General features: G+C 41.8%; 17 protein-coding genes and 2 pseudogenes. 8 read left to right on the top strand and 11 right to left on the bottom strand.

All coding sequences use genetic code 11. From position 1 onward, the window contains the following. The first annotated feature begins 58 nt into the window (after positions 1-58). Positions 59-505 carry a terminus macrodomain insulation protein YfbV gene (yfbV, locus tag PPIS_RS06960; RefSeq protein WP_010373916.1) on the top strand — a complete coding sequence of 149 codons (447 nt, stop codon included), beginning with the start codon at positions 59-61 and terminating at the stop codon, positions 503-505. Positions 506-572: 67 nt separating this feature from the next. On the opposite strand, the gene rlmA is transcribed toward yfbV, so the two are convergent. The 3 genes from rlmA to xthA all read right to left on the bottom strand — a co-directional run bounded on the left by rlmA (position 573) and on the right by xthA (position 2,884). After that, positions 573-1,373 (bottom strand): 23S rRNA (guanine(745)-N(1))-methyltransferase, encoded by an 801-nt coding sequence (gene rlmA, locus PPIS_RS06955; protein ID WP_010373918.1) that lies wholly within the window; start codon positions 1,371-1,373, stop codon positions 573-575. Continuing rightward, complete coding sequence (locus tag PPIS_RS06950) at positions 1,370-1,993, bottom strand: energy-coupling factor ABC transporter permease (RefSeq protein WP_010373920.1); 624 nt, start codon at positions 1,991-1,993, stop codon at positions 1,370-1,372. The genes rlmA and PPIS_RS06950 overlap by 4 nt, the downstream gene beginning before the upstream one ends. Before the next feature lie 81 nt (positions 1,994-2,074). Then, complete coding sequence (xthA, locus tag PPIS_RS06945) at positions 2,075-2,884, bottom strand: exodeoxyribonuclease III (RefSeq protein WP_010373922.1); 810 nt, start codon at positions 2,882-2,884, stop codon at positions 2,075-2,077. 265 nt (positions 2,885-3,149) lie between these two features. Here xthA and PPIS_RS06940 point away from each other — a divergent pair, with 265 nt between their 5' ends. After that, positions 3,150-3,584: a hypothetical protein gene (locus PPIS_RS06940; protein ID WP_010373924.1), complete on the top strand. Its 435-nt coding sequence runs from the start codon at positions 3,150-3,152 to the stop codon at positions 3,582-3,584. 41 nt (positions 3,585-3,625) lie between these two features. Here the strand turns inward: PPIS_RS06940 and PPIS_RS06935 are convergent, their stop codons facing one another. Continuing rightward, on the bottom strand, positions 3,626-3,910 hold the full coding sequence (locus PPIS_RS06935; protein WP_010373926.1) for a hypothetical protein: 285 nt from the start codon (positions 3,908-3,910) through the stop codon (positions 3,626-3,628). Positions 3,911-4,072: 162 nt separating this feature from the next. Here PPIS_RS06935 and PPIS_RS06930 point away from each other — a divergent pair, with 162 nt between their 5' ends. After that, positions 4,073-5,308 (top strand): DEAD/DEAH box helicase, encoded by a 1,236-nt coding sequence (locus PPIS_RS06930; protein WP_010373928.1) that lies wholly within the window; start codon positions 4,073-4,075, stop codon positions 5,306-5,308. 67 nt (positions 5,309-5,375) lie between these two features. On the opposite strand, the pseudogene PPIS_RS06925 reads toward PPIS_RS06930, so the two are convergent. From PPIS_RS06925 to PPIS_RS06915, 3 genes and pseudogenes are all read right to left on the bottom strand, one after another. Further along, positions 5,376-5,755: pseudogene (locus PPIS_RS06925) on the bottom strand (diacylglycerol kinase). Then, positions 5,745-7,388 (bottom strand): annotated as a pseudogene (locus PPIS_RS06920) (phosphoethanolamine transferase). The pseudogenes PPIS_RS06925 and PPIS_RS06920 overlap by 11 nt, the downstream one beginning before the upstream one ends. Before the next feature lie 75 nt (positions 7,389-7,463). Then, complete coding sequence (locus PPIS_RS06915) at positions 7,464-9,365, bottom strand: LTA synthase family protein (protein WP_021032637.1); 1,902 nt, start codon at positions 9,363-9,365, stop codon at positions 7,464-7,466. A gap of 204 nt (positions 9,366-9,569) precedes the next feature. Between PPIS_RS06915 and PPIS_RS06910 the strand changes: the two genes are divergently transcribed. Together PPIS_RS06910 and PPIS_RS06905 are read left to right on the top strand one after the other, a co-directional pair. Beyond that, a complete protein-coding gene (locus PPIS_RS06910; protein WP_010373934.1) occupies positions 9,570-10,247 on the top strand; it encodes a response regulator transcription factor in 678 nt (225 codons plus the stop codon). After that, positions 10,244-11,632, top strand: coding sequence for a histidine kinase dimerization/phospho-acceptor domain-containing protein (locus tag PPIS_RS06905; RefSeq protein ID WP_010373936.1), 1,389 nt, complete (start codon positions 10,244-10,246; stop codon positions 11,630-11,632). Before PPIS_RS06910 ends, PPIS_RS06905 begins: the two co-directional genes overlap by 4 nt. An 8-nt stretch (positions 11,633-11,640) precedes the next feature. On the opposite strand, the gene PPIS_RS25325 is transcribed toward PPIS_RS06905, so the two are convergent. The 3 genes from PPIS_RS25325 to PPIS_RS06895 all read right to left on the bottom strand — a co-directional run bounded on the left by PPIS_RS25325 (position 11,641) and on the right by PPIS_RS06895 (position 14,726). Continuing rightward, a complete protein-coding gene (locus PPIS_RS25325) occupies positions 11,641-12,672 on the bottom strand; it encodes a ShlB/FhaC/HecB family protein (RefSeq protein ID WP_019647389.1) in 1,032 nt (343 codons plus the stop codon). Positions 12,673-12,747: 75 nt separating this feature from the next. Continuing rightward, complete coding sequence (locus PPIS_RS25320; protein WP_019647388.1) at positions 12,748-13,287, bottom strand: hypothetical protein; 540 nt, start codon at positions 13,285-13,287, stop codon at positions 12,748-12,750. A gap of 143 nt (positions 13,288-13,430) precedes the next feature. Then, positions 13,431-14,726 carry an anti-phage deoxyguanosine triphosphatase gene (locus tag PPIS_RS06895; RefSeq protein WP_010373938.1) on the bottom strand — a complete coding sequence of 432 codons (1,296 nt, stop codon included), beginning with the start codon at positions 14,724-14,726 and terminating at the stop codon, positions 13,431-13,433. Positions 14,727-14,981: 255 nt separating this feature from the next. Between PPIS_RS06895 and PPIS_RS06890 the strand changes: the two genes are divergently transcribed. The 3 genes from PPIS_RS06890 to PPIS_RS06880 all read left to right on the top strand — a co-directional run bounded on the left by PPIS_RS06890 (position 14,982) and on the right by PPIS_RS06880 (position 19,424). Beyond that, positions 14,982-15,803, top strand: a complete 822-nt coding sequence (locus PPIS_RS06890; protein ID WP_010373940.1) for a glucosaminidase domain-containing protein — start codon at positions 14,982-14,984, stop codon at positions 15,801-15,803. Positions 15,804-15,822: 19 nt separating this feature from the next. Further along, positions 15,823-16,443 carry a DUF2987 domain-containing protein gene (locus PPIS_RS06885; protein WP_248694161.1) on the top strand — a complete coding sequence of 207 codons (621 nt, stop codon included), beginning with the start codon at positions 15,823-15,825 and terminating at the stop codon, positions 16,441-16,443. Between the two features lie 314 nt (positions 16,444-16,757). Then, positions 16,758-19,424 (top strand): TonB-dependent receptor plug domain-containing protein, encoded by a 2,667-nt coding sequence (locus PPIS_RS06880; protein ID WP_010373944.1) that lies wholly within the window; start codon positions 16,758-16,760, stop codon positions 19,422-19,424. A gap of 340 nt (positions 19,425-19,764) precedes the next feature. Here PPIS_RS06880 and PPIS_RS06875 read toward each other — a convergent pair whose 3' ends face one another. Next, complete coding sequence (locus PPIS_RS06875) at positions 19,765-21,099, bottom strand: dicarboxylate/amino acid:cation symporter (protein WP_010373946.1); 1,335 nt, start codon at positions 21,097-21,099, stop codon at positions 19,765-19,767. Positions 21,100-21,244: the final 145 nt, after the last annotated feature.

Raw genomic sequence — 21,244 nt, 5'->3', positions numbered from 1 at the left:
AGTAAAGACGTCGATTTTACCTCATTTTTTATATAAAAGTTAGCACCTAGGAGTTATGATGCAAAAAAGTCTTATTTCGCAAGTGCAACTTGGACGTCAATACTCGAAAGAGTGGCCTATGCGCAAGGAGCTAGCACCGTTGTTCCCTGAATTTAGGGTGATCAAGGCGACAGAACTTGCTTTAAATACAATGCCTATGCTGGCGGTGTTTACTCTGTTTTTGCAGACCAGCCAATTGGGTTTTCAATATTTTCCGCAAACCATTGCGATTGCTTTATTCTTTTTATCGCTTCCTGTCCAAGGGTTATTATGGCTTGGTAAAAGAGCTGAAACGCCGTTAAATCCGGCTTTGTATTCTTGGTATACAGAACTGCATCAGAAGATGGTTGCCAACGGCTATGATTCGCCCATGTCTTCAAGAAAGCCTAGATACAGAGATTTAGCGCGGTTGCTAAAAGATATGTTCGATAAAATGGACAAAGCGTTTACGCAAGAAAATCTGTAATTCCTGTTTGCCTGCCTACCAAGCAAGTAGGCAGCGATTTGCTCATAATTGGTGATCTGATGTTGGGTTACTTGCGCTGATATTGGTTTATCAAAAACGAGAGCGTGATTTCGATATGGTCCATCTTTTGTAATCTATCCATGTGTTGTTGCTTAAATTTCCATGCAAATGGCGTCATCATGATTAAGTGTTCAACACACTCAAATTCCATTCTGTGTGTTTGTTGCAATTTAGTCCGTTCAACCAATTCAAACCCTTGTGGTGTTTCTGGTGCCTTGTGTAGTTTTACATTGTCATAAATCAGAGACTTGAGTTCGAATAGATGGTGTTCACCAGGTGAGATGACATACAAACTGCCTGATGGTTTGCACAGGCGAGCGAGTTCCTCGGCGAACACTGGCGCAAAAATACTCACAATCACATCTGCAAATTCATTTTCAAAAGGAGCCTCTTTGATGGAGGCTACGCTAAACTCTACTTGAGGATAGCGTTTAGCTGCATAACGGACAGCAGGCTTTGCGATATCGACCCCGTAGACTTTGGCATTCTCGCAGCGATTTGCGATTTCATGGGTGTAAAAGCCTTCACCACATCCTAAGTCCAGCAGGGTAGTCGGCGCTTTTTCAGAGACGATTTGTGCAAGTCTATCACGTAGAAAGTGATAATGATCGGTTTCGAAGAATGCCCGACGCGCCGCAACCATTTCTTGGTTGTCGCCCGGCTGTTTTGATTTTTTATTTTGCACGGGTAGTAAGTTGACATAGCCTTCTTTGGCAATATCAAATTGATGATTATTATTGCAGCTGTAGCTTGCACCGCCTTGATATAATGGCAGTTTACACAGTGGACAGCGGTAGTGGGAGATCATTTGTCTAAGTATTCCCTATCAAAAAAAGTTTTTACCCAATGTGGGCGATATGTAATGAGTAAGGTGATAGCCATGCCATTTAACATGGCTTCAGGGAACCACATTATTACGGCAAAATGGAGATAATTGTCTGCTAACTGATACCAAGTATAGGCATCGATTGCATAATAATAGAATGCGCTTAGAAGTATCTTTAAACAGCCAACCGTACCTGCGAAAATAAATGCACAAACAAAAATATAAACGAAAAAGTGCCGCGGTAAATGATGATAGCAAAGGGCAAAGAGTCCATAGCTTAAGTAGACAGGGAACAGTGCAGTAAACAGCCAAAAATTACCAAACTCCACCAAGGTAAAAGTACTAAAGTAACTATGGACGAGGCATGCCAAAGTTGCACTCAACGCACCCAGCCGCCAACCTAAAATTAACGTTACTGCGGTTATTCCAAGAATATGAATGTTCAGTTCAGGTAAAATACCTGCCTTTATTTGCCACAGTAACGTGAGGACAACCGCACAACTTAATACGCCGGTTTGTCTGGCTGGTACTTGTAGTAATTGCTGGTATTCTTTGCGATGAAAACTGAGTAAAAATAACCCAAGGGCAGCGATAAACGTCACGTTTCTATCCAGTTTTTAAATTTGGTGATTTTGCTCTATGCCGAGCACTGTATTCACAGTCTCGGCGGAAAAAGCAGACGATTAAATGTCGAAAGTTGCCCAAATTGGTGCGTGATCTGAGGGCTTATCAATTCCTCTCAATTCGTAATCTATGTCACTTTCGATACATTTCGCAGTTAATGGCGCGGTTGCTAAAACCACATCTATGCGTAGACCACGGTTATCATCAAACCCTTTTGAGCGGTAGTCAAACCACGAATACTTTTCGGTTGCATCAGGTGTCAGCACTCTAAATGTATCTTTAAAGCCCCAATCTAGCAGTGTTTTTAACCACTCGCGCTCTTCTGGTTGGAACGAGCACTTACCCGTCTTTAACCAACGCTTGCGGTTTTGCTCACCAATACCAATATCCGCATCCAGTGGAGAAATATTAATATCGCCCATGACAACAAGGTTAGATTGAGGATCGGCAAAATCATTCAAGTGGGTCATGAGATCTGCATAAAATTGTCTTTTATACGGAAATTTAGTTTCATGGCTGATGTTATCACCTTGAGGGAAGTAACCATTCATAACGGTAACTTCGTTACCTGAATCACTTTCAAACGTACCGCTGATCATGCGACGTTGTGACTCTTCAGTATCCGTAGCGAAGCCTTTTTGGATAGCTTTTGCAGGTTTCTTGGAGAGTAGTGCCACACCGTAATGCGCCTTTTGACCATGGAAGTAAACATGGTAGCCAAGTGCTTCTACATCGTCGATAGGAAAAGCTTCGTCATGGACTTTAATTTCTTGCAGTCCAATGACATCAGGTTGGTGTTTTTCAATCAATGCCTGTAATTGATGCAGTCTAGCTCTGAGGCCGTTTATATTAAACGAAACAATTTTCATAGCGCGCTCTTTAGATTCTTGCTGTTATTTGGCAAAGTTTATCACTTAAAAACGAGAGGGTCAGCGCTTGGGTGAAATTACTTATTTAGTCAGCTGAGAAGCATGGTGGCAGTTGTTAAATTTTGCACAAGTTTAGCGAGATGATAACGAGGATTTTAGCTTAGTGTAAATAGATCATTAAATAACCAAAATTGCATGATTTAGCTGTTTACTTATTCATCGTTGTAATTATAATCCGCGCCGAATCGTTCAATTGGGGTATATTATGCTTAAATCTCTCTCTTTCTTTGGTCTTGTTTCTTTGGTTTCTACAACGGCTTTCGCTTCACAGGTTGAGTTCACTCAAGCTGACGCATCACCAGCGACGAAAGTATGTGCTGTTGCAGCAGAGCAAGGTTTCAGTGCAGCACGTAAAGAAGCTGCATCACTAGGCCTATTTATTTCTCGCTTCTCACCAAGCATCCACTGTAATGGTGAAGATATTCGTGAGTTTGCAAAAGCGGCAAAGCGCTCGCAAAAGCAAGAAAAGAAAGTTGAGCTAATCGCTGAAAAAACAGATACCGCAACTGAGCTATGTTTAGATGCAGTACGTCACGGCGTTAATCACTTACGTTTGAACAACCAACAGGTTCGCAACTTACGTTGTAATGATATGCCTGTTAAGCAATTTGTTAAAGAATTCAGAAACGCAGCAATTTAATCAAATTGATGTGAAGAGAAGAGGGGCATTTAGCCCCTTTTTTATTGGTTTTTATTTAGGTTTGCATTTCGGTATTTTGCGTAACAGACCAAAGCCGCCAAGCCTGCCACAGGGATAGAAATCATACTTACCCAACCACCTGTGTATAAAATGGCCAGTAGCATGCCAATATCGATACCGCCGATAACACAATCAGAATGACCACTTTCTGCAACCCGACAATCTAATACTGCAACACTAAGTTCAGCAATAAGTAAACCAAATAAAGGCGCAATGGCGAGAAATCCTAGGCTCACCGCTAAAAGTTTCAATTGCTTTTGTGACATGTACATCTCCTTATTTATCACTTTTGAGCATTTTGCGTTAGCGTGATTAATCTTATCTGAGAAGTTGTTCTGGCTAAATAAAAATCAGTATTAGAACATTACAGTGCTTAGATAATTATTTGCTATAATCCGCACAATTTTGGTAATAGACACTGATCTCCAATGACATTTAGCGAGCTACAACTTCACCCCGAACTACTAAGCGCAATTACTGAGCTTGGGTTTGAGTCACCAACACCAATCCAAGAAAAGAGTATTCCACTTCTGCTCAGTGGTTTTGATTTAATTGCAAGTGCCCAAACTGGAACCGGTAAGACTGCTGCCTTCATGCTGCCGATTTTGCACTCCATGCTGATGGGCGGCACGCAAGGTGAGAAATCGGTTAGGGCATTGATACTAACGCCGACTCGTGAGCTGGCACAACAGGTTGCAGAGCATACTGAAAAGTTAGTAGTGAACACCAGCTTAAATGTCGTGTGCTTATATGGCGGTGCAAATATTGGCCCGCAAGAAAAGCGCTTAAGAGCGGGTGTAGACGTAGTGGTGGCGACACCTGGGCGTTTACTTGATCACCTAATCAAAGGCACATTAACACTCAAAAATATTCAACACCTGGTCTTCGATGAAGCTGATCGCATGTTAGATATGGGGTTTATGGGGGAAATTAAGCGGATCATGCGTACTATGCCGCTTAAGCGTCAAACGTTGCTATTTTCAGCTACGGTTGACGATGCTGTGTTATCCCAAGTAAAGCCTTGGTTGAACGACCCTAAGCGAGTAGGTGTTGAATCCCAGAACAGCACCGCAAGTACAGTTACGCAAACTTTCTATTCGGTAGACGAAGATCGCAAACGTGAATTGATCTCCCACTTGATTGGCAAAAATAATTGGCATCAGGTACTGGTGTTTACTCGCACAAAGAATAGTGCTGATAGCTACGCAAAAGAATTGAATAAGGATGGACTTAAAACTGCAGCGATCCACGGTGATAAGTCTCAAGGCGCGCGTGACAAAGCGCTATCTCAATTCAAATCAGGTGAAATTCGCGTCTTGGTCGCAACGGATGTAGCAGCTCATGGCATTGACATTGACTCGCTAAACTATGTCTTCAATGCTGAGTTACCCTATGTTGCTGAAGACTATGTGCACCGTATCGGCCGTAGTGGTCGCGCTGGACAAAACGGCCAAGCCATTTCGCTTGTGAGTATTGATGAGCAGTGGTTATTAGAAGAAATCGAGATCTTTCTTGATGAGCGCTTTGCCCCACAGTGGCTGCCGGGCTATGAGCCTGATTTAACACGAGAAGCTAAAGATAATCGCCGCAATACGGGAAAATCTAAAAAACAAAGGGATAAAAAGCGGATTTTAGGAACAAGAACCAAACGTAGAAGGAAGTAATGGGTTAGCGCTAAAGCTTATGTTTGGCTTCTCTCATCCAAACATAAGCTTGATTGGCCATTACTTGCTAGTAGAGGTTTTGATATAAACAGCTGCCCCAGATACAGATAAAAACGATAAGTGCGATCAACACGCCAGCCGAGCCCAAATCCTGGCAAGCCCCGACAGTGGATGGATCTCTAAACCGGCTCTGTCAATTGTCGCTTCAATAGCGGTATTCACTATCTCTGCAAACATCACAAACAGCGTTGCACAAAACAACATAACGCGCTCATAGAGTGAAAGTTCAAGTGTAAATAGCAAAATGATGGTTACCAGCAATAGAATAAGCTCTTGCCGAAAGGCGGATTCATTTTTTGTGAGCCAATTAAACGCTCTAAATGAGTGTCCAAGCGCCAGCAATAGTCGTTTTGCTCCAGTTGGCTTATTGGTGTTATCAAAATGCATTAGTTTCTCCATTAGTTGCGAGTAATTGAGTTCGACAGGTTGCGAATATGTCTTTTTTGGACTGATAGGTTTTCGACTTAACTTGCGTTAAGCCAAGTAACGTATCGTAGATATTGTCATGAGAAAGGGGTTGCTGTTTTACAGCGTCAATGCAACCACTATAGTTTTTATTTGTTAGCCGATTACTCCAGTAAATCATCGGGATTTGAGTTTACTCTTTAGGCGCTAGACGATATGGAAAGCCATGTAAATATAATCCGGTTTCACCAAGTGATTCGCCATGATCGGAAACATAGAGCATGTTGACAGTTTCTGCGTCTAACGAAGACAGTTGTGTAATGATTTTGTGCAACACTAAATCTGTATAAGCGATGGTATTGTCATAGGTGTTCACTAATTCTTGAGGCGTACAATTTTGGATATCGCTGCGTTGGCAATCTGGGAGGAATTTTTGCTGTGTTTTAGGGTAACGGCGATAATAAGTTGGGCCATGCGAGCCAATCATATGTAAGACAACAACAATATTGCTTGTTTGCGCGTTGTTTATGGTATTCATGAGTGATGGGATTAGTACCTCATCAAAGCAATACTTACCGTCGCACAGCGGGTTATCCTTGTTAGTATCAATTCGATAATTCTCAACCCGATTACATACACCTTTACAACTACTATTATTGTCTATCCAAAACACTTCGGCGCCAGCTCTGTGGATCACATCAAGCACGTTATCTTGGCTCTGAGCAAGACGGCTATTGTAACCTGCTCTATCTAGCCGTGAAAACATACAGGGTACTGAAATTGCTGTCGCTGTGCCACAAGATGACATGTTACTGAAATATTTGATGCCGTCCTGTTTAGTGTATTCGTTAGTATCTATTTTATAGCCTCCATATGAAAAGTTGCTTGCACGTGCAGTTTCACCAACAACAACAACGGTAATATTCGCACCTGACTTGGAAGCTAAAGCAGGTGTTTTATCTAGTAATCGAAATGGTAATGGAGGATAAAAATAGTTATCTCTCAGGTATTTATATCCTGCAATATAAAATGAAAATGGCGTGATATAGCTTGCGACTTCTTTGTTGTTTCTACCAACGGAGGCATAGTTTTGATAAAAGCTAAATGCTATCAAAGAGATGAAGGTAATTGAAACAAAGTTAATGAGAATAAAGGATTTTAGTCTTTGCTTGAGTGGCTGCCTTATTTTGTTTTTTGTCATTAAATAAGCAGGAATTAAACCCAAAGTTAGTACGAAAAGAACTAGGTTTATATTTAAATATGAAAATGCTTCCCCCGTGTCTGTTTCAATAACGTTTTGCATCATGCTTTTATCAAATATGACGCCGTAGTTTATTGATGCGTATAGCAAAATACTGGATAGCACAATGGTGATAAATAAAAAAGGCCGTACGAAGGTGATTAAAGAAAACCAACTAAATAGTAACAGTGTCAGGAAAAACAAAAGAATAGGGACAGACGCTAAAAATAGCCAATCGGACCAGTCCTGTATTGTGGAAACATTAAATACTTTGATAAAAAATAGGCTATTAAAAGCAAAGGTACAATAAAGTGTGGCGAGAACCATCAGGCTGGTATAGCCTGATGGAGAGATATGTTTTAAAAATTTAAACATATCCAACTCCTGACGAGAAAATAAAAACTAAGTTATCTTTATTTTCTATAGAAATACTTAAGACAACCTTATGCTTTACTCTTTTAGTCGATAAATTCGCTCCTGATAGGCCAAATTACTAAATAATACATGAGATAGTGCTTTTTCTTTAAAATCAACGGTGTGCGTTGTATTCACCAGTGGTTTTTGCATCTTAGTCGCCGTGTCATATTGCCAATAACTCACTCTGTTGCCTGGCATCAAAATGGCGGCTTTGTCATCTTCAATGTAGGCAAAATTATCGTAATATTGCATCATCGCTCTTTGCACTGGATATTGTTTGGTTAAGTCAAAACCAAGCATAGGCGTTGGGCGTTCAACCCCTATTAAAGAAAGCAAAGTGACAGGTAAATCAATTTGACTGACCAATCTTTTATCTTGCTTTTGATTAAAGTCTGAATTCAAAATAACGGCTGGAATATGAAAAGACTTAATAGGGACGGGCTCGGATCCATACACCCTGACATCATGATCTGCAACGACTAAAAAGATAGTATCTTGCCAATAACGACTTCGCTTGGCCTTATCAATAAACTTTCCGAGGGCATAGTCGGCGTACTTGATAGCGAGATCTCGCGCAGGTTTATCACTTTTATGATTTGTTGGTAACATTACTTTCCCGTCAGGAATTTCAAACGGGTCGTGATTGCTAGATGTAAAGATCAAACTAAAAAATGGCTTTTCTTCTTCACTCAGCTGAGTTAGTTCTTTATCCGCTTGATTAAACAGATCTTCATCGCTGGCGCCCCAAGACGCAACAAATTCCGGGTTTTCAATATCATCAAAGTCAATGATACGTTGAAAGCCATTTCCTAAGAAGAAGCTTTTCATGTTATCGAAGTGGCTTTCGCCACCATAAATAAACTGTGTGGTATAGTTTTCTTTGGCTAAAATATCCGCCAACGTACAAAACTGTTGCTGAGACTTTGAAAGCTTAACGACGGAGCGTGATGGTGAGGGTACAAAGCCGGTGATCACGGCTTCAATTCCGCGAACCGATCGGGTGCCCGTTGCATAGAGGTTCTCCAGCCCCCAGCCTTCTTGATACAGTTTATCTAATTCTGGGGTTAGATTTGCTCCTCCTAGCGAGCTTACAAAACGCGCGCCTAAGCTTTCTTCCAAGATAATTACCAAATTTTTCTTTTTGCCCTGATGGTATGCCGGATTAGTGGCTAAGGTAGGAAGTGTATTTGAGATAAAACCTTGTTTGTAACTTGCTTTTCTTACTGTATCAAAAACCTTTTCTTTGGATAGCGAACCATAAAGCGCACTGGCACTTTTTTCGCTACCCATATTTTTTGCTGCGAACGCAACACTATAAGCCGAGTTGATGGTCAGCGAATTAACCAATGCATCTTGTGAGAAGTAGACGGTAGCAGGGTTAAGCGGTCTATGACCCAGAGTGCCTCTTGCTAACAGCGCTAAACAGATAAGACTACAAAAAGTGGAGATAGCTATATTCCGTTTTGATGGCACATCGTTGCCAATGCGAGGAAAATATCTCAAGGTGGTTATTAAAGCCAAAGTACATAAAAGTAGGGTGAATATCACTGTGCCCAAGTGACCACTCAACAGCATTGAAATGACTTCTTTGGGGTAAATCAAATACTCAATAAATAAACGATTTGGTCTGATGTCGTATTGCAAAATAAATGCCGGAGTTGCAGCTTCGAGTAGTAGGACAAATGCAATACTCAATGCAATATATCCCGTTACTAGCGCAGTAAGTAAAGGCTTCAGTGGTTTAGGTATAAAATAGTGCGCGACCATTAATAATAAGAGCGGTATCGCCAGATATGCGGTAGTGCTCAAATCAACTCGCAGGCCTGATATCACAAAGGTCAAAGGATCAGAGCCTGCCATTCTCTCTAACATCCAAGCTGATAGTCCTAAACGGCTAAGCGTCAAAATCATCAACAAGGAAAGAAAAAACACCATGAAGGGTTTTGCATAAGGAGTTGAAAAGTGTACTTTGTTCATAGAGTGTTAAGAATAGCTGCATTTATCACAAGACTATCCGAAGAAACTTAAGAAAAGCTTAGGAAATCCTTCGGAATTAATGAAAGTTGAAGTTCTCTTTAGCGAATCTTAAGTTTGAGCAACTAAGCTATGTGATATTAAGCACTAGCCAAAGGTTTATTTATGAATGTATTACTGATTGAAGATTCTGAGTCCCTGCGTCGCAGCTTAACCTTAGGGCTCTCTAAACTGGGCTTTACGGTAGATGATATGGCGGATGGTTCTAGCGGTTTGAGTATGGCGCTGATGGATCACTATGATGTAATTATTTTAGATATTATGTTGCCCAGTTTGGATGGCATAAGTGTGCTTAAAGCGCTAAGACAACAGAAGAATGACACTCGAGTGTTGGTGTTGTCAGCAAAGTCACAACCTGAAGACCGAGTGCTGGGTTTATTAAGTGGTGCAGACGACTATCTCGCCAAGCCCTTTTCGTTTGATGAGCTGCATGCACGGCTATTAACGCTAATGAGAAGAGGGGCATTTAAACAAGATGGTGATGAAATCGTGCATGGCTTCTTGACCATTGACTTGCAGCTAAAGTCGGCGTTAATTGCAGGGCTGCGGATAGACTTAACACCCAATGAGTATAAAATTTTGGAATGTTTGTTTACTAATCAAAATAAGATTATTACACCAGAAAAATTGAGCACTTATATTACCGGCAACTTCGATAGTGTGTCGAAAAATGCCATCGAAGCTCACCTTTCTTCGCTACGCAAAAAGGTCAAAGCGCTGGGTCAATGCTTGCCAGTTAAAACTAAACGCGGGTTTGGATATTATGTTGAGCAACTACCATGAAGTCGATCCGAGGGAACTTAGTTAGAACATTATCAATTACCATCACAGGTGTTGTAGTCGCCATTTTACTCGCCACAGATTTGGCTGTTGACTCTTGGATTGACTCACAATTCGACAAAGCGATGCATACAAAAGTTGGTATGCTGATGACGCTAGTCTCTGAAGATGAAGATCATCTAGAACTACACTTTTCCGGTGAGTTTTTACCTGAGTTTACAGGTAATATCGAGCCTGAATATTATCAAATCTGGTTGAACGACCGAGTGTTTGCACGCTCTGACAGCTTAGATCTTTTTTCGCAACACGAGTTACCCTATTTGTCGCTATCACTTGGTGAAAGTAAAGTGGTAAGTGAAACCCTGCCAGATGGTCGTGCGGGACGGATCATATATACCCGTTTTATTCCGCAGATCCATACCCTAAAAGGGGAAAAAAAATCTTTTGATGATGAGCTTGTTATTGCCTACGCGGCCTCGTCGGAGGGACTGGACTTTATTCTTTGGCTCATCGATATCGTTTTTATCGTGACTATCGTATGTGTTGTGGTGTTTATTCGTGTCTTTGTGCGTAAAACGGTCGATGTTGGTCTCGCGCCGTTGAATAGCATGAACGCTCAGATAGCCAAACTAAATTTCTCTAAAGATTCAGACACCATAATATTAGAAAAGCCAGTCTCTGAGCTATTACCCGTTGAGCAAAGCTTAAACCGTTTTATCGTTGAAAACAGACAACTGTACTTGCGAGAAAAGCGCTTAACCTCAGATATTTCGCATGAATTAAAAACGCCCATTACGGAGCTCATTAATTTGGCGGAAGTTATTTCACGCTTTCCCGAAGACAATGAACTGGCGGATGACTTTGTGCCAGAAGTATTAAGAATAAGTCAGCGGATGAAAAGCATCGTCACCAATGTGATGTTGCTACATAAATACGAGCAGATAAAGCTACCCAAAGACGATGTTGTTGATGTATTGCAAGTCGTCAACCGCTCGATAGGTGAGATAGCATTTGATAATGTTGAGATTCAGACAACTCGCTCAGAATGTCCAATTCAGACCAACTTAATGGCAGTCGAGAGTATAATTGGTAACTTACTAAAAAATGCCAAGCGTCACCGTGTACTGGGTTCAAAAGCACTTATTGTTGTTGAAAAAGGGGCGATGGATGGAATAAATGTTCGAGTGAGCAATCAGGTTTCTGGCGAGCTCGTAAGTGTGAATTTAGCACAATTATTTGAACCACTATGGCAAAGCGACCAATCGAGAAGCGCGAATGACTGCTTTGGCTTGGGGTTGCCTATTGCTAGGGCCTTTGCTGAAGCCATTGACGCGGAACTCACTGTTACGTTGGAAGGGAGCACCATCACCTTTACATTGACCCTTTGAGGCGCTATTTAAAAGTGAGTCTCAACTGATAAACCTAGTTCCCAGCTGTCAACTTCAGGGTAATTACTTAATGGTTTAGTAAAGTCTATATGCACTACGTTTTCGTTACTTGAACGTGCGGAATATAAACGAACTCCGAGCCCTACACTGCCTAGCATGTTATTGCTTATATTAGGATGTTGTATCTTCCCGGATGCTTTTCCCATATCAACAAAGCCAACGAACCCTAAATCAATAAGCTGATAAATATTAATGTTAGGGTACATGCGGAGTTCGAATGAAGATTTGACCGTTTGCGTACCTTGTTGATAGCTTTGTGGGAAGCCACGGATCCCTTCATCTCCACCGAGAGCAAGAGGACGCTCGGCAAACTCCTTGTTTTGCCACGCAGCAATGACATCAGCATAAAAAGCAAAACTATCGGTCCAGCGATAATTTACCTTTGCAGCGAGAGTAGACCATACTCTATCACCTTGCTGCGTGCCAATTTGGGCATTGGTTGATGCTTTAAATCGGTATAAGATATCCTCATTAAATAGCCATGCTTTGTTGGCTGAAAACTCCCAAATTGAGCCAACTCCGTCCGCTTCGGTATCAATACCTGCCTTGGCCGCAAGTGACCATCCGAGGTTGAAATCTTCACTGTGATTGATTAAATCTACATCCTGCAGCACGATATAATTATCTTCGATATATTGAAGGCTAATCCAAGGCGCTAACCGCTTGAAGTCATTAAGGTTATCTCTTGTGGCTAAGTTTTGCTCGTCGTAGCTTACATCTTGGTAATCGACACCGGCTATCCACCTTAGTGTGGTGCTATTGGTTTGCTGCCATAAACGGCCATAAGCAAACTGCGCAGATGTACCATTATATCGAAACTGACTTTCTGTTTGACCGTTATGATAGATAGAAGTCGTTTGCTCTTGTGCATTAATATAAGCTCTATATAACAAAGAGCTGGAGCGCTGATAGAAAGGTTGATAAATGTCAGTCATAAATATTTGACCGTCATCATAATCATCTGCTTGCACTGTTATCATGGCATGTGGTTGCCATGGCGCAGGGCATTTGCAATACGCTATGGTAACCGGAGCGTTCATGGTCAGATTTGTATTTTACGGATGCCCTAACAAGTTTTCCTCTTTAAACCCCAAACTTAACTTATTGTTTCCACTACTTCGGCCAAAGTTTACGCTGGGCAGCAAACTCCAGGTGTCCCACGTTTGCACTGATATTTTCTGTGGCTCGGCACTGTTGCATGGCTTGGCGTAGTTGATTTTCGCCTCTCTGATGTATTTTTTAGCACGCAAGATCCGCTCAGCCTCTAAAATATCGGCCTCGCTGACTAGGTCACCAGCCTGAAAAGGGAGTTGAGAAGCGATAGTTGCATTTCGGGTTTCTATATGCAGCCAGTTTACGAAGTCATGGAAAGAGGTCGTTTCTGGGTCGTCAGGGTTAAAAATAGGGTTTGAGTTTATTTCGATAGACTCAATATTGATGTTTTTCTCTTGGCTTGCTTTATCCGTCTGTCGAGCCATTTTATTACGATGTTCAGCGTTATTATTGCAAAGGGAGTCGATGCTAAATGGGTCACCAGCAAACGCAGGAGTGATTGAAGTGACTAACACGAATACCGCAACGGTTTTGGCTGGCATATATGCTCCAACTGAAAAATATCAAGCTACGTGCAAAACATATATGCCGATACTTAAGAAAGGCTTAAGAAAAATTAAAGAATGAATTAATCGCCAATGTATGCGAATTTTTCATGATTAAGTCTTGGCTCTACGAATAGAGTTTACAGTTCCCCGGTAAATAAGCGTCGATGCGTTTTTCGTGCATACTCATCAGACATGCCACCAAGATAGTCCGCTAACACGCGCATTTGCTGCGTTTCATCGGTTGCTTGCTGGTACAATGTTTGGGTTGTATACGGCAATAATCGCATGGGATCACTGGCAAAAACTTCAAATAAATCAATAAGCAGGTTTTGACCGCTAAACTCAATTTGCTGCATTTTAGGTTCACGAATTAATCTTCGATATACGAACACTTTTAATACTTGCAGGATTTCCTGAAATTCGGGTGCCATCTCAACGGTAAAATGAAGTAGGGCTGAGTCAAAATCTGAGTCTTGAACGGTGAGTTTACAGTGCACAATAAACAGGTTGACGAGTTCACCTATGGTATCTTTACGATTAGATTCATCTTCTGAAAATAAACTCTCGCTTACGCGTTGTAAGTTGTGCTTTAGCCAAGATGAGTCTAACTTTTGTAATTCAGGCCGCGCAAAATCATGCCATGCTGCCTCGTTAAGGGTCTCGGTTGCTATCGCATCTTCTAAATCATGAACTGCATAGGCGATATCATCGGCATATTCCATAATGGCGCAATCTAACGATTTAAACTTAGTCTTGCGACGGAAGGTGTCTTTTATCTCGGTTTCTTGCAGCTTTATTTGGTCGTTTTGAGAAAATGGCGAGAGGATCCAATCAAATACCGATTGGTCGCATTGATAAATGCCTTTAGCAGGCAGCCAATCACTAGATAATATGTATTTTCGAGTTTGTGTTTGCGTCGGTTGGTGATACCAAAGTGTGTCGATTAATGCAGGATATTTAATAAAACCTAATAAGGTGCGGCGCGTTAAGTTCATGCCATAACCTTTAGTGTATGGTTCCAACTTGGTGACGATACGCAAGGTTTGAGCGTTTCCTTCAAACCCTCCGTGATCACGCATAAGGTAATTAAGCGCTATTTCTCCACCATGGCCAAAAGGCGGATGGCCGATATCATGCGCTAGACACAAAGTTTCAATAAGACTTGTCGAAGGAAAGTGTTCAAATTCGGGGTGTTGTTTTCTTAAATGGCGCAGTAAACCGCTGCCTATTTGCGATACTTCCAAAGAGTGCGTTAAGCGAGTCCGGTAAAAGTCATTGACGCCGATTGCCATAATTTGGGTTTTGGCTTGCAAGCGCCTAAAAGCAGCGGCATGTATGATCCTAGAACGATCTATTTGCCATGCTGAGCGATTGTCGTTAGGGCGGTTTTTTTGCTGCGATAGCAGACGCTGTTGCCAAGCGTTAGACGTCATACTTCTGTTCCTTTTTCTTTATATCTCAAACTCGTCTAAACTATGTACGATAACTGAACGAAAATTCGCGTTTAATTGTGGCTTTTGATATTATCAGCCGCTATTTTTGAATACTGTTATTTTGGCGCAATTTATCAACGCTCTATCAAACTATAGTAACAGAATAAAACTGTTATTGAGCGAGCTTGAGAAAAGTTCTTAGAGACTTAAGGAAAGAGACTCCGTTTCCAGAACAACGCCACTGCGAGGAGAAGTATGCAAGCTAAACTGATTAAACTCATTGTTGCCCTAGTGACCATTTGGGCGTTAATTTATCCTTTTATCCAAGATAAAGGTCCTCAAGATTCTACCTTAGATCAAGAGGATACCGGTGCAGAGGTTGTACCTAAGGTGCCGGAAAAGCCACTCCATAGCGTAAAGCTACCTAATTTTTCAGCCATTCGTGACATTAAGGAAAAGAAAACGGCGTTTTTCGACTTTATTAAACCGCACGTAGAAGCCGAAAATAAACAGATCTTAGAGCAGCGGGCAACGCTTGAAATCGCTCTGATGATGGTGCAATTTGATGAAACGCTAACACGCAAACAAATAGAAAAGATTGCGATGATTTTCACCAAGTATGATTTAAAAGGCGAAGCCATCAATGAATCTTCGCTCAAAAGAGCACTGCGCCGAGTGGATATTATTCCTAAAGAGCTGGCGCTGATGCAAGCTGCTAATGAATCTGCCTGGGGCACGTCACGGTTTGCACGGATTGGGTTAAACTTTTTTGGCCAATGGTGTTACACCAAAGGCTGCGGCATGGTGCCGAAGCGGCGAGAAGATGCGGCCGATCACGAAGTTAGAGCATTTCAGTCGGTAAGAGCCGCGGTCAAGTCATACTTTAGAAATATTAACACCAATGATGCATACAGGGAGTTGCGTTCGGTACGAGCAGAGCTGCGAGCTCAAAAAGCGCCGATTGACGCGACAGTATTAACAAGTGGTCTGTTGAGTTATTCAGAGCGTGGTGAAGACTACGTGAACGAACTTAACGATATGATAAGGCATAACCGAGCGTATTTTGATGAAGAGTAAGATTGTAGTTGTCCTGATAATGGCACTTTGGAGTGCGATAGCCTCTGCCAAAACGGTCACCTTTGCATACGACAGCTTTTACGACAGACTAAAAGTGGTAAGTAAAGGCGAGTTTGAGTTTGCACGTGTGGGTTTTTACCTTGTTGATACAGTGAGTATGCAAGCCTGTAAAATCACGACGGGTAATATTGTGACCGAGGAAGCGAGCTTCTCATTGTCATACACAGAAGAAGCGCAGCTCTTGCTGCCATTTGACAAAGAATTGGACAAAGACAAAGCAAAAGTAGTGATTGAAACGAAGGGCGCAAACTCGGACTGCCAGCTAAAAATGCAGATTGAAGCTGAGTTATTTAACACAACATCTTTGAGCAAAGCTGACCTTTATAAAATGCAACAGGAATTTGAAGAGCTACTGGCTGATCTCTCAGGCTTTTTTATTAAAAACTTACTGTCATTTTTGCTGCCTGAGCAACAGGGAGTTATTGTGACCTTTGGCAGAAGTCAAACCGTTACCGACGCTACAATGAAGTGTGAGTTGCAAGTCTGTCAAATCAGCGTCCCGAAGACGTGGTCAAACGACAATACACATTTTGCTGACTCTGCTAATGTGAAGTCAGTGCAACCTTGGCTGGCACTATAATTAGCCCATCATAATATAAAGTAACGTCTATAGACTTTAGTCGGAGCTATTCAGACTAACTAAATTCGTTGGACGTTACTTTACCCTTGCATTTCTTACAGATAAAACCCTCTCTTATCACCTTTAATCCTTCTTTTGACAATAATTCACACTGGCAAATAACGATATCTATTCGTCGTGAATTTCTGCTATTAGACACCCAAATTGGAAACTTAATGTTAAATAAATGCATTGTTAAAGTTGCTTCGGTATGCTAATAATGGCTGGATTATTAAAAAAACTACAGTGTAATTATCAACTTAAGGGGAAACAGGATGACCTATAAATTACCACTCAGTGCGCTCTCTATTGCCGTTTTAATCGGCATGAATCAACAAGTTAAGGCTGAAGAAACGAAGCAAGTTGAACGTATTGAAGTGACCGGTTCTCACATTAAAAGAACAGATTTAGAAGGCCCGTCACCAATCCAAAGTTTATCAGCAGCTGATCTAGCTTCAACGGGATCAACGGACCTTATTGGCGCGTTGCAAAAGCTGCCGGTATCGGGTACTGGTACTTTTAGTACGCAAGGTAACTCAAGCGATGACACTGCAAATGGTGGATCTAGTGTTGCTCTAAGAGGGTTAGGGGCATCATCGACACTTGTATTAATCAATGGCCGCCGCGTTGCGGTTAGCCCATTTGCAAAAGATATCGAAACATCATTTGTGGACTTAAATACCATTCCGGTGTCATCGGTTAAACGTATCGATATTCTAAAAGATGGCGCTTCTGCGACTTATGGTTCGGATGCAGTAGCGGGTGTTATTAACATCATTCTTCGTGATGATATCGACGGTTTTGAAGTTGCAGGTAAAATCTCAGACACCGCAGATGGTGGTGCCGAAGAACAAAACTTTACCCTTCTTTGGGGCTCATCAACACAAAATGGACACCATAATTTTTCACTAGATTATTTTAAACGCGGTCACTTAACGTATGCAGATCGTGACTATACGGCATCTGCTGATCAGCGTTTTCGTGGTGGTAATAACTCATTAAGTTCTGCTGGTGTTCCTGGTAGTGTTGAAGTAATGAGAAGCATGTTAACAGACGAGCAGTGGGCGAGATTACCCGTTGTTCGTGTTGAAGACGATGGCACTCAGGTAAGACAGACTATCTTTACGGACGTATGGGGTAATGATAAATGCGATCCTGCTTTAGATATTGGTGATATTTGTCGCTACGACTACGCGCCACACATGACCGCAATTCCTTCGACAGAACGTATTAGCTTTAACTATAACGGTGTACAAGAGATCACCGATGGTATTGAAGGCTTTGCTGAACTTTCGGCACAGCATTCTACAACTTTCATTCAAGGTGCAGGTAGTCCAAGCTTTACAGAACTGTTTATGGATGGTGATAACCCAAACCATCCACTATTTAACGACCCAGACCATTTCTTACATGGTGTAGATATTTCAATGCGTCGTCGTACGGTTGATATCGGTAACCGTAAAAAAGATGTTGATTCTGAATACTACCGCGCAGTCCTTGGTGCTCGTGGTGAGTGGAATGCGTGGTCTTGGGAAGTTGCATATTCTGCTATTCGTTCAAGTGCAGTTGAAAAGGGTTTTGATGGTTTCCCTAACAAGCTAAGAGCGCAGCAAGCGATTGATGAGGGTCTTTGGAACCCATTTGAACCAAGCACCAATACAGAAGCAGGTCTGGCGTTTTTTGAGACCACGACTACACGTTATGGTGCATCAACCATGCAATCATTAGACGGTACTATTTCAGGTGAACTGTTTGAATTGGGTGCAGGCTACGTTGCTGCAGCGTTTGGTTTCGAACATCGCTACGAGAAAATCGAAGATAACCCAGATAGCCAATACATCAGAGGCGAAATCTTTGGTACAGAAGCGACGCAAGCGAACGGTGATCGCGACAACACTGCGATATTCGCAGAATTTAGCGTACCAGTGCTAGATACGCTAGAGCTACAATTAGCATTGCGTTATGAAGACTATAGTGACTTTGGGACAACAACCGATCCAAAAGTAGCATTCCGTTGGTCACCACTTGATAGCCTTGTGGTTCGTGGTTCTTGGGGAACAGCATTTAGAGCACCTTCTCTTGTGCAGCTACATCTAGGTAGAACAGACGAATCTCCAAGCGTGATAGACCGCGAGCGTTGTCGCCAAACTGGCGCTGATGATGATTGTAGCCCGTATGAATACACTGCGATTGTGTCTGGTAACAAAAATCTACAACCAGAAGAGTCAGAAAACTACAACTTAGGTGTTGTGTGGCAAGCGACCGATGACTTTAGTATCGGTGTGGATTACTGGAACTATGATCAAGAAGATCTTATCAAGAAGATAGGTGCACAGAAGTTAGTTGATTGTTGTGGTACCGATCCTAATTTGGTGGTGCGTGCGCCGAATCAGGGCAGCACACTTGGTCGTATTCTAACTATTAACGACACCTTTGTTAATATTGGTGGTCGTGAAACAGACGGTTTCGATGTTAACTTAGCCTACGCATTAACTACACGTGAAATGGGTGAGTTTAAGTTCAATTATAACTTAACTTACGCACTTAACTTTGAAGAGCAATCATTTGAAAGTGACGATCAAGGTAACACATTCAATGTTGCAGAAGATCTCAATGGAGAATACCAGCATCCACAGTTCCGTTGGACCGCAGGCATGGACTGGGCCAAGAATGATTGGCTTGCAAATATCAGCGTAAACTATGTTGATTCGTATAAAGACCTTGCCGATAGTGATGGCAATAAATATGAGATTGATTCATGGACTACCGTTGATACAAGCGTCAGTTATATTGGCGTAGAAAAGCTGACAGTAACGCTTGGTGCGTCTAACTTGTTAAATGAGGAAGCGCCGCTTGCTCCTTCAGAGTCTATGGGCATTGACAATAAAACGCACAGTATCCTTGGTCGTCAAGCATACGTGAAGTTTGCATACCAATTCTAATAGGTTAACGTTTATTAAAATGAAAGCCGCGCTTTATAGCGCGGTTTTTTCTTATCCACAACAATGCATTTGTCGAACCGGACTCAGCCGAGCAAATGTTTAGATAAGTGGTCTAGCTTTGAGGTGAGAGGCTTACCGATAACTCCATGTCCAAATCCTGCTATAACTAAAGTACTCACATGCTTAGACACGGACAATCTTCTGCTTAACCCTATTCTGTACCTAGAAAAAAGTGGCAATGAAGAAGAGGGTATGGATAGCAGATATGTCGCTAGAGAGTATTGAGTTAGCTTATTGAGGAAAATAACGCAGCTATTATAACTAGCTGCGTTATTGATATTTACGCTTTTGCTTTTGAAGTGGTTTCTTCTAGTTCTTTTGCTGCATCAGGGTCGTTGAAAACATCAATATCAAATTCGTTTTCAGACTTAGCGACAGCACAAGTTACCATACAGTCACCAGTGACGTTAACGGCTGTTCTTGTCATATCTAGTAGTCTGTCTACACCAATGATAAGCGCGATACCTTCAACTGGCAATCCAACTTGGTTAAGCACCATTGCAAGCATGATCAAACCAACACCAGGCACACCTGCCGTACCAACAGAGGCAAGAGTAGCAGTCAAGATAACCATGAGATAGTCATTAATGGTGAGGTCTACACCAAATACCTGAGCAATGAAGACTGTTGCAACACCTTGCATAATAGCTGTGCCATCCATATTAATGGTTGCACCCAGAGGGATCGTGAAAGAAGCAACTGAGTTATGTGCACCTAGCTTCTTAGTCGCCGTCTCTAGTGTTACTGGCATAGTCGCACTTGAACTTGAGGTACTAAAGGCAAACATACACGCGTCTTTCATTTTCTTCAGGAAGATGATTGGGCTCAAACCTGTTAACAGCTTAAATAAGATTGAATAGTTAATGAATGCATGAATTAGCAGCGCTGCTAGTACTACCATGAAGTATTTGCCGAGCTCGGCGATTAAACCCATGTCGATGGTTGTAAACAACTTGGCCATCAAACAAAATACACCATATGGAGCGACATTCATTAATAAGGTCAATAGCTTAAGCACTACAGTATTTAGATCTTCAAATACAGATGCTAGGCGAGCACCTGCGTCTCCGCTTAGTGCCATAGCAATACCAAATAGCAGCGCAAAGACGATGATTTGAAGCATGTTACCATTGGCCATCGCATCAATTGGGTTGGTCGGGAACATGTTGATTATGACTTGCACAAGTGTCGGCGCTTGCTTTGCGTCAAATGACGCGCTGCTTGGAATTTCAACGCCACCGCCCGGTGCAATGAGTAGTGCGAGCGTGATTGCAACCGTGATTGCGATTGCTGCTGTAATGAGATACAAACCAATGGATTTACCACCCAAGCGGCCTAATTTCTTTGGGTCACTAAGGCTACATGTGCCACATACAAGGGAAATAAACACTAAAGGAACAACAAGCATTTTTAAGCTTGCAATGAAGATTTGCCCACCTATGTGGAATAAACCGTCAACGAAAAAACCTTTAATGGGGAGGTCGAAAAGACCTAAAGGAATGAGTATTTCTTTATTCTTACCTAGGATGGCTTGAAGAGTGAGGCCTAATACAACACCCAACACCATGCCTATCATAATGCGCGCCGTTAGGCCCATTTTTTGATTTTCTGACATTGTCCTAACACTATGTATCTTAAAACTGCTAAAGCTTAACAGGCTTGGCGCAGATGAACAGCATTTCACGATAGAAAATCTATCTAATCTAATAAAAAATTGTGATTTTATCGCTAAAATTGGGTTACTATTGAGCAATAATAAA

The sequence above is a fragment of the Pseudoalteromonas piscicida genome (assembly GCF_000238315.3).
In the GTDB taxonomy this organism is placed as follows: domain Bacteria; phylum Pseudomonadota; class Gammaproteobacteria; order Enterobacterales; family Alteromonadaceae; genus Pseudoalteromonas; species Pseudoalteromonas piscicida.
Note: the sequence above shows the minus strand (reverse complement) of the source record. Positions and strands in the feature narration are given on the sequence as shown.

What these genes read in the sequence shown, in the direction of transcription:
- yfbV (WP_010373916.1), top strand. Translation starts at nt 59, where the DNA reads ATGCAAAAAAGTCTTATTTCGCAAGTGCAACTTGGACGTCAATACTCG.
- rlmA (WP_010373918.1), bottom strand. Translation starts at nt 1,373, where the DNA reads ATGATCTCCCACTACCGCTGTCCACTGTGTAAACTGCCATTATATCAA.
- xthA (WP_010373922.1), bottom strand. Translation starts at nt 2,884, where the DNA reads ATGAAAATTGTTTCGTTTAATATAAACGGCCTCAGAGCTAGACTGCAT.
- PPIS_RS06940 (WP_010373924.1), top strand. Translation starts at nt 3,150, where the DNA reads ATGCTTAAATCTCTCTCTTTCTTTGGTCTTGTTTCTTTGGTTTCTACA.
- PPIS_RS06935 (WP_010373926.1), bottom strand. Translation starts at nt 3,910, where the DNA reads ATGTCACAAAAGCAATTGAAACTTTTAGCGGTGAGCCTAGGATTTCTC.
- PPIS_RS06930 (WP_010373928.1), top strand. Translation starts at nt 4,073, where the DNA reads ATGACATTTAGCGAGCTACAACTTCACCCCGAACTACTAAGCGCAATT.
- PPIS_RS06915 (WP_021032637.1), bottom strand. Translation starts at nt 9,365, where the DNA reads ATGGTGTTTTTTCTTTCCTTGTTGATGATTTTGACGCTTAGCCGTTTA.
- PPIS_RS06910 (WP_010373934.1), top strand. Translation starts at nt 9,570, where the DNA reads ATGAATGTATTACTGATTGAAGATTCTGAGTCCCTGCGTCGCAGCTTA.
- PPIS_RS06905 (WP_010373936.1), top strand. Translation starts at nt 10,244, where the DNA reads ATGAAGTCGATCCGAGGGAACTTAGTTAGAACATTATCAATTACCATC.
- PPIS_RS25325 (WP_019647389.1), bottom strand. Translation starts at nt 12,672, where the DNA reads ATGATAACAGTGCAAGCAGATGATTATGATGACGGTCAAATATTTATG.
- PPIS_RS25320 (WP_019647388.1), bottom strand. Translation starts at nt 13,287, where the DNA reads ATGCCAGCCAAAACCGTTGCGGTATTCGTGTTAGTCACTTCAATCACT.
- PPIS_RS06895 (WP_010373938.1), bottom strand. Translation starts at nt 14,726, where the DNA reads ATGACGTCTAACGCTTGGCAACAGCGTCTGCTATCGCAGCAAAAAAAC.
- PPIS_RS06890 (WP_010373940.1), top strand. Translation starts at nt 14,982, where the DNA reads ATGCAAGCTAAACTGATTAAACTCATTGTTGCCCTAGTGACCATTTGG.
- PPIS_RS06885 (WP_248694161.1), top strand. Translation starts at nt 15,823, where the DNA reads ATGGCACTTTGGAGTGCGATAGCCTCTGCCAAAACGGTCACCTTTGCA.
- PPIS_RS06880 (WP_010373944.1), top strand. Translation starts at nt 16,758, where the DNA reads ATGACCTATAAATTACCACTCAGTGCGCTCTCTATTGCCGTTTTAATC.
- PPIS_RS06875 (WP_010373946.1), bottom strand. Translation starts at nt 21,099, where the DNA reads ATGTCAGAAAATCAAAAAATGGGCCTAACGGCGCGCATTATGATAGGC.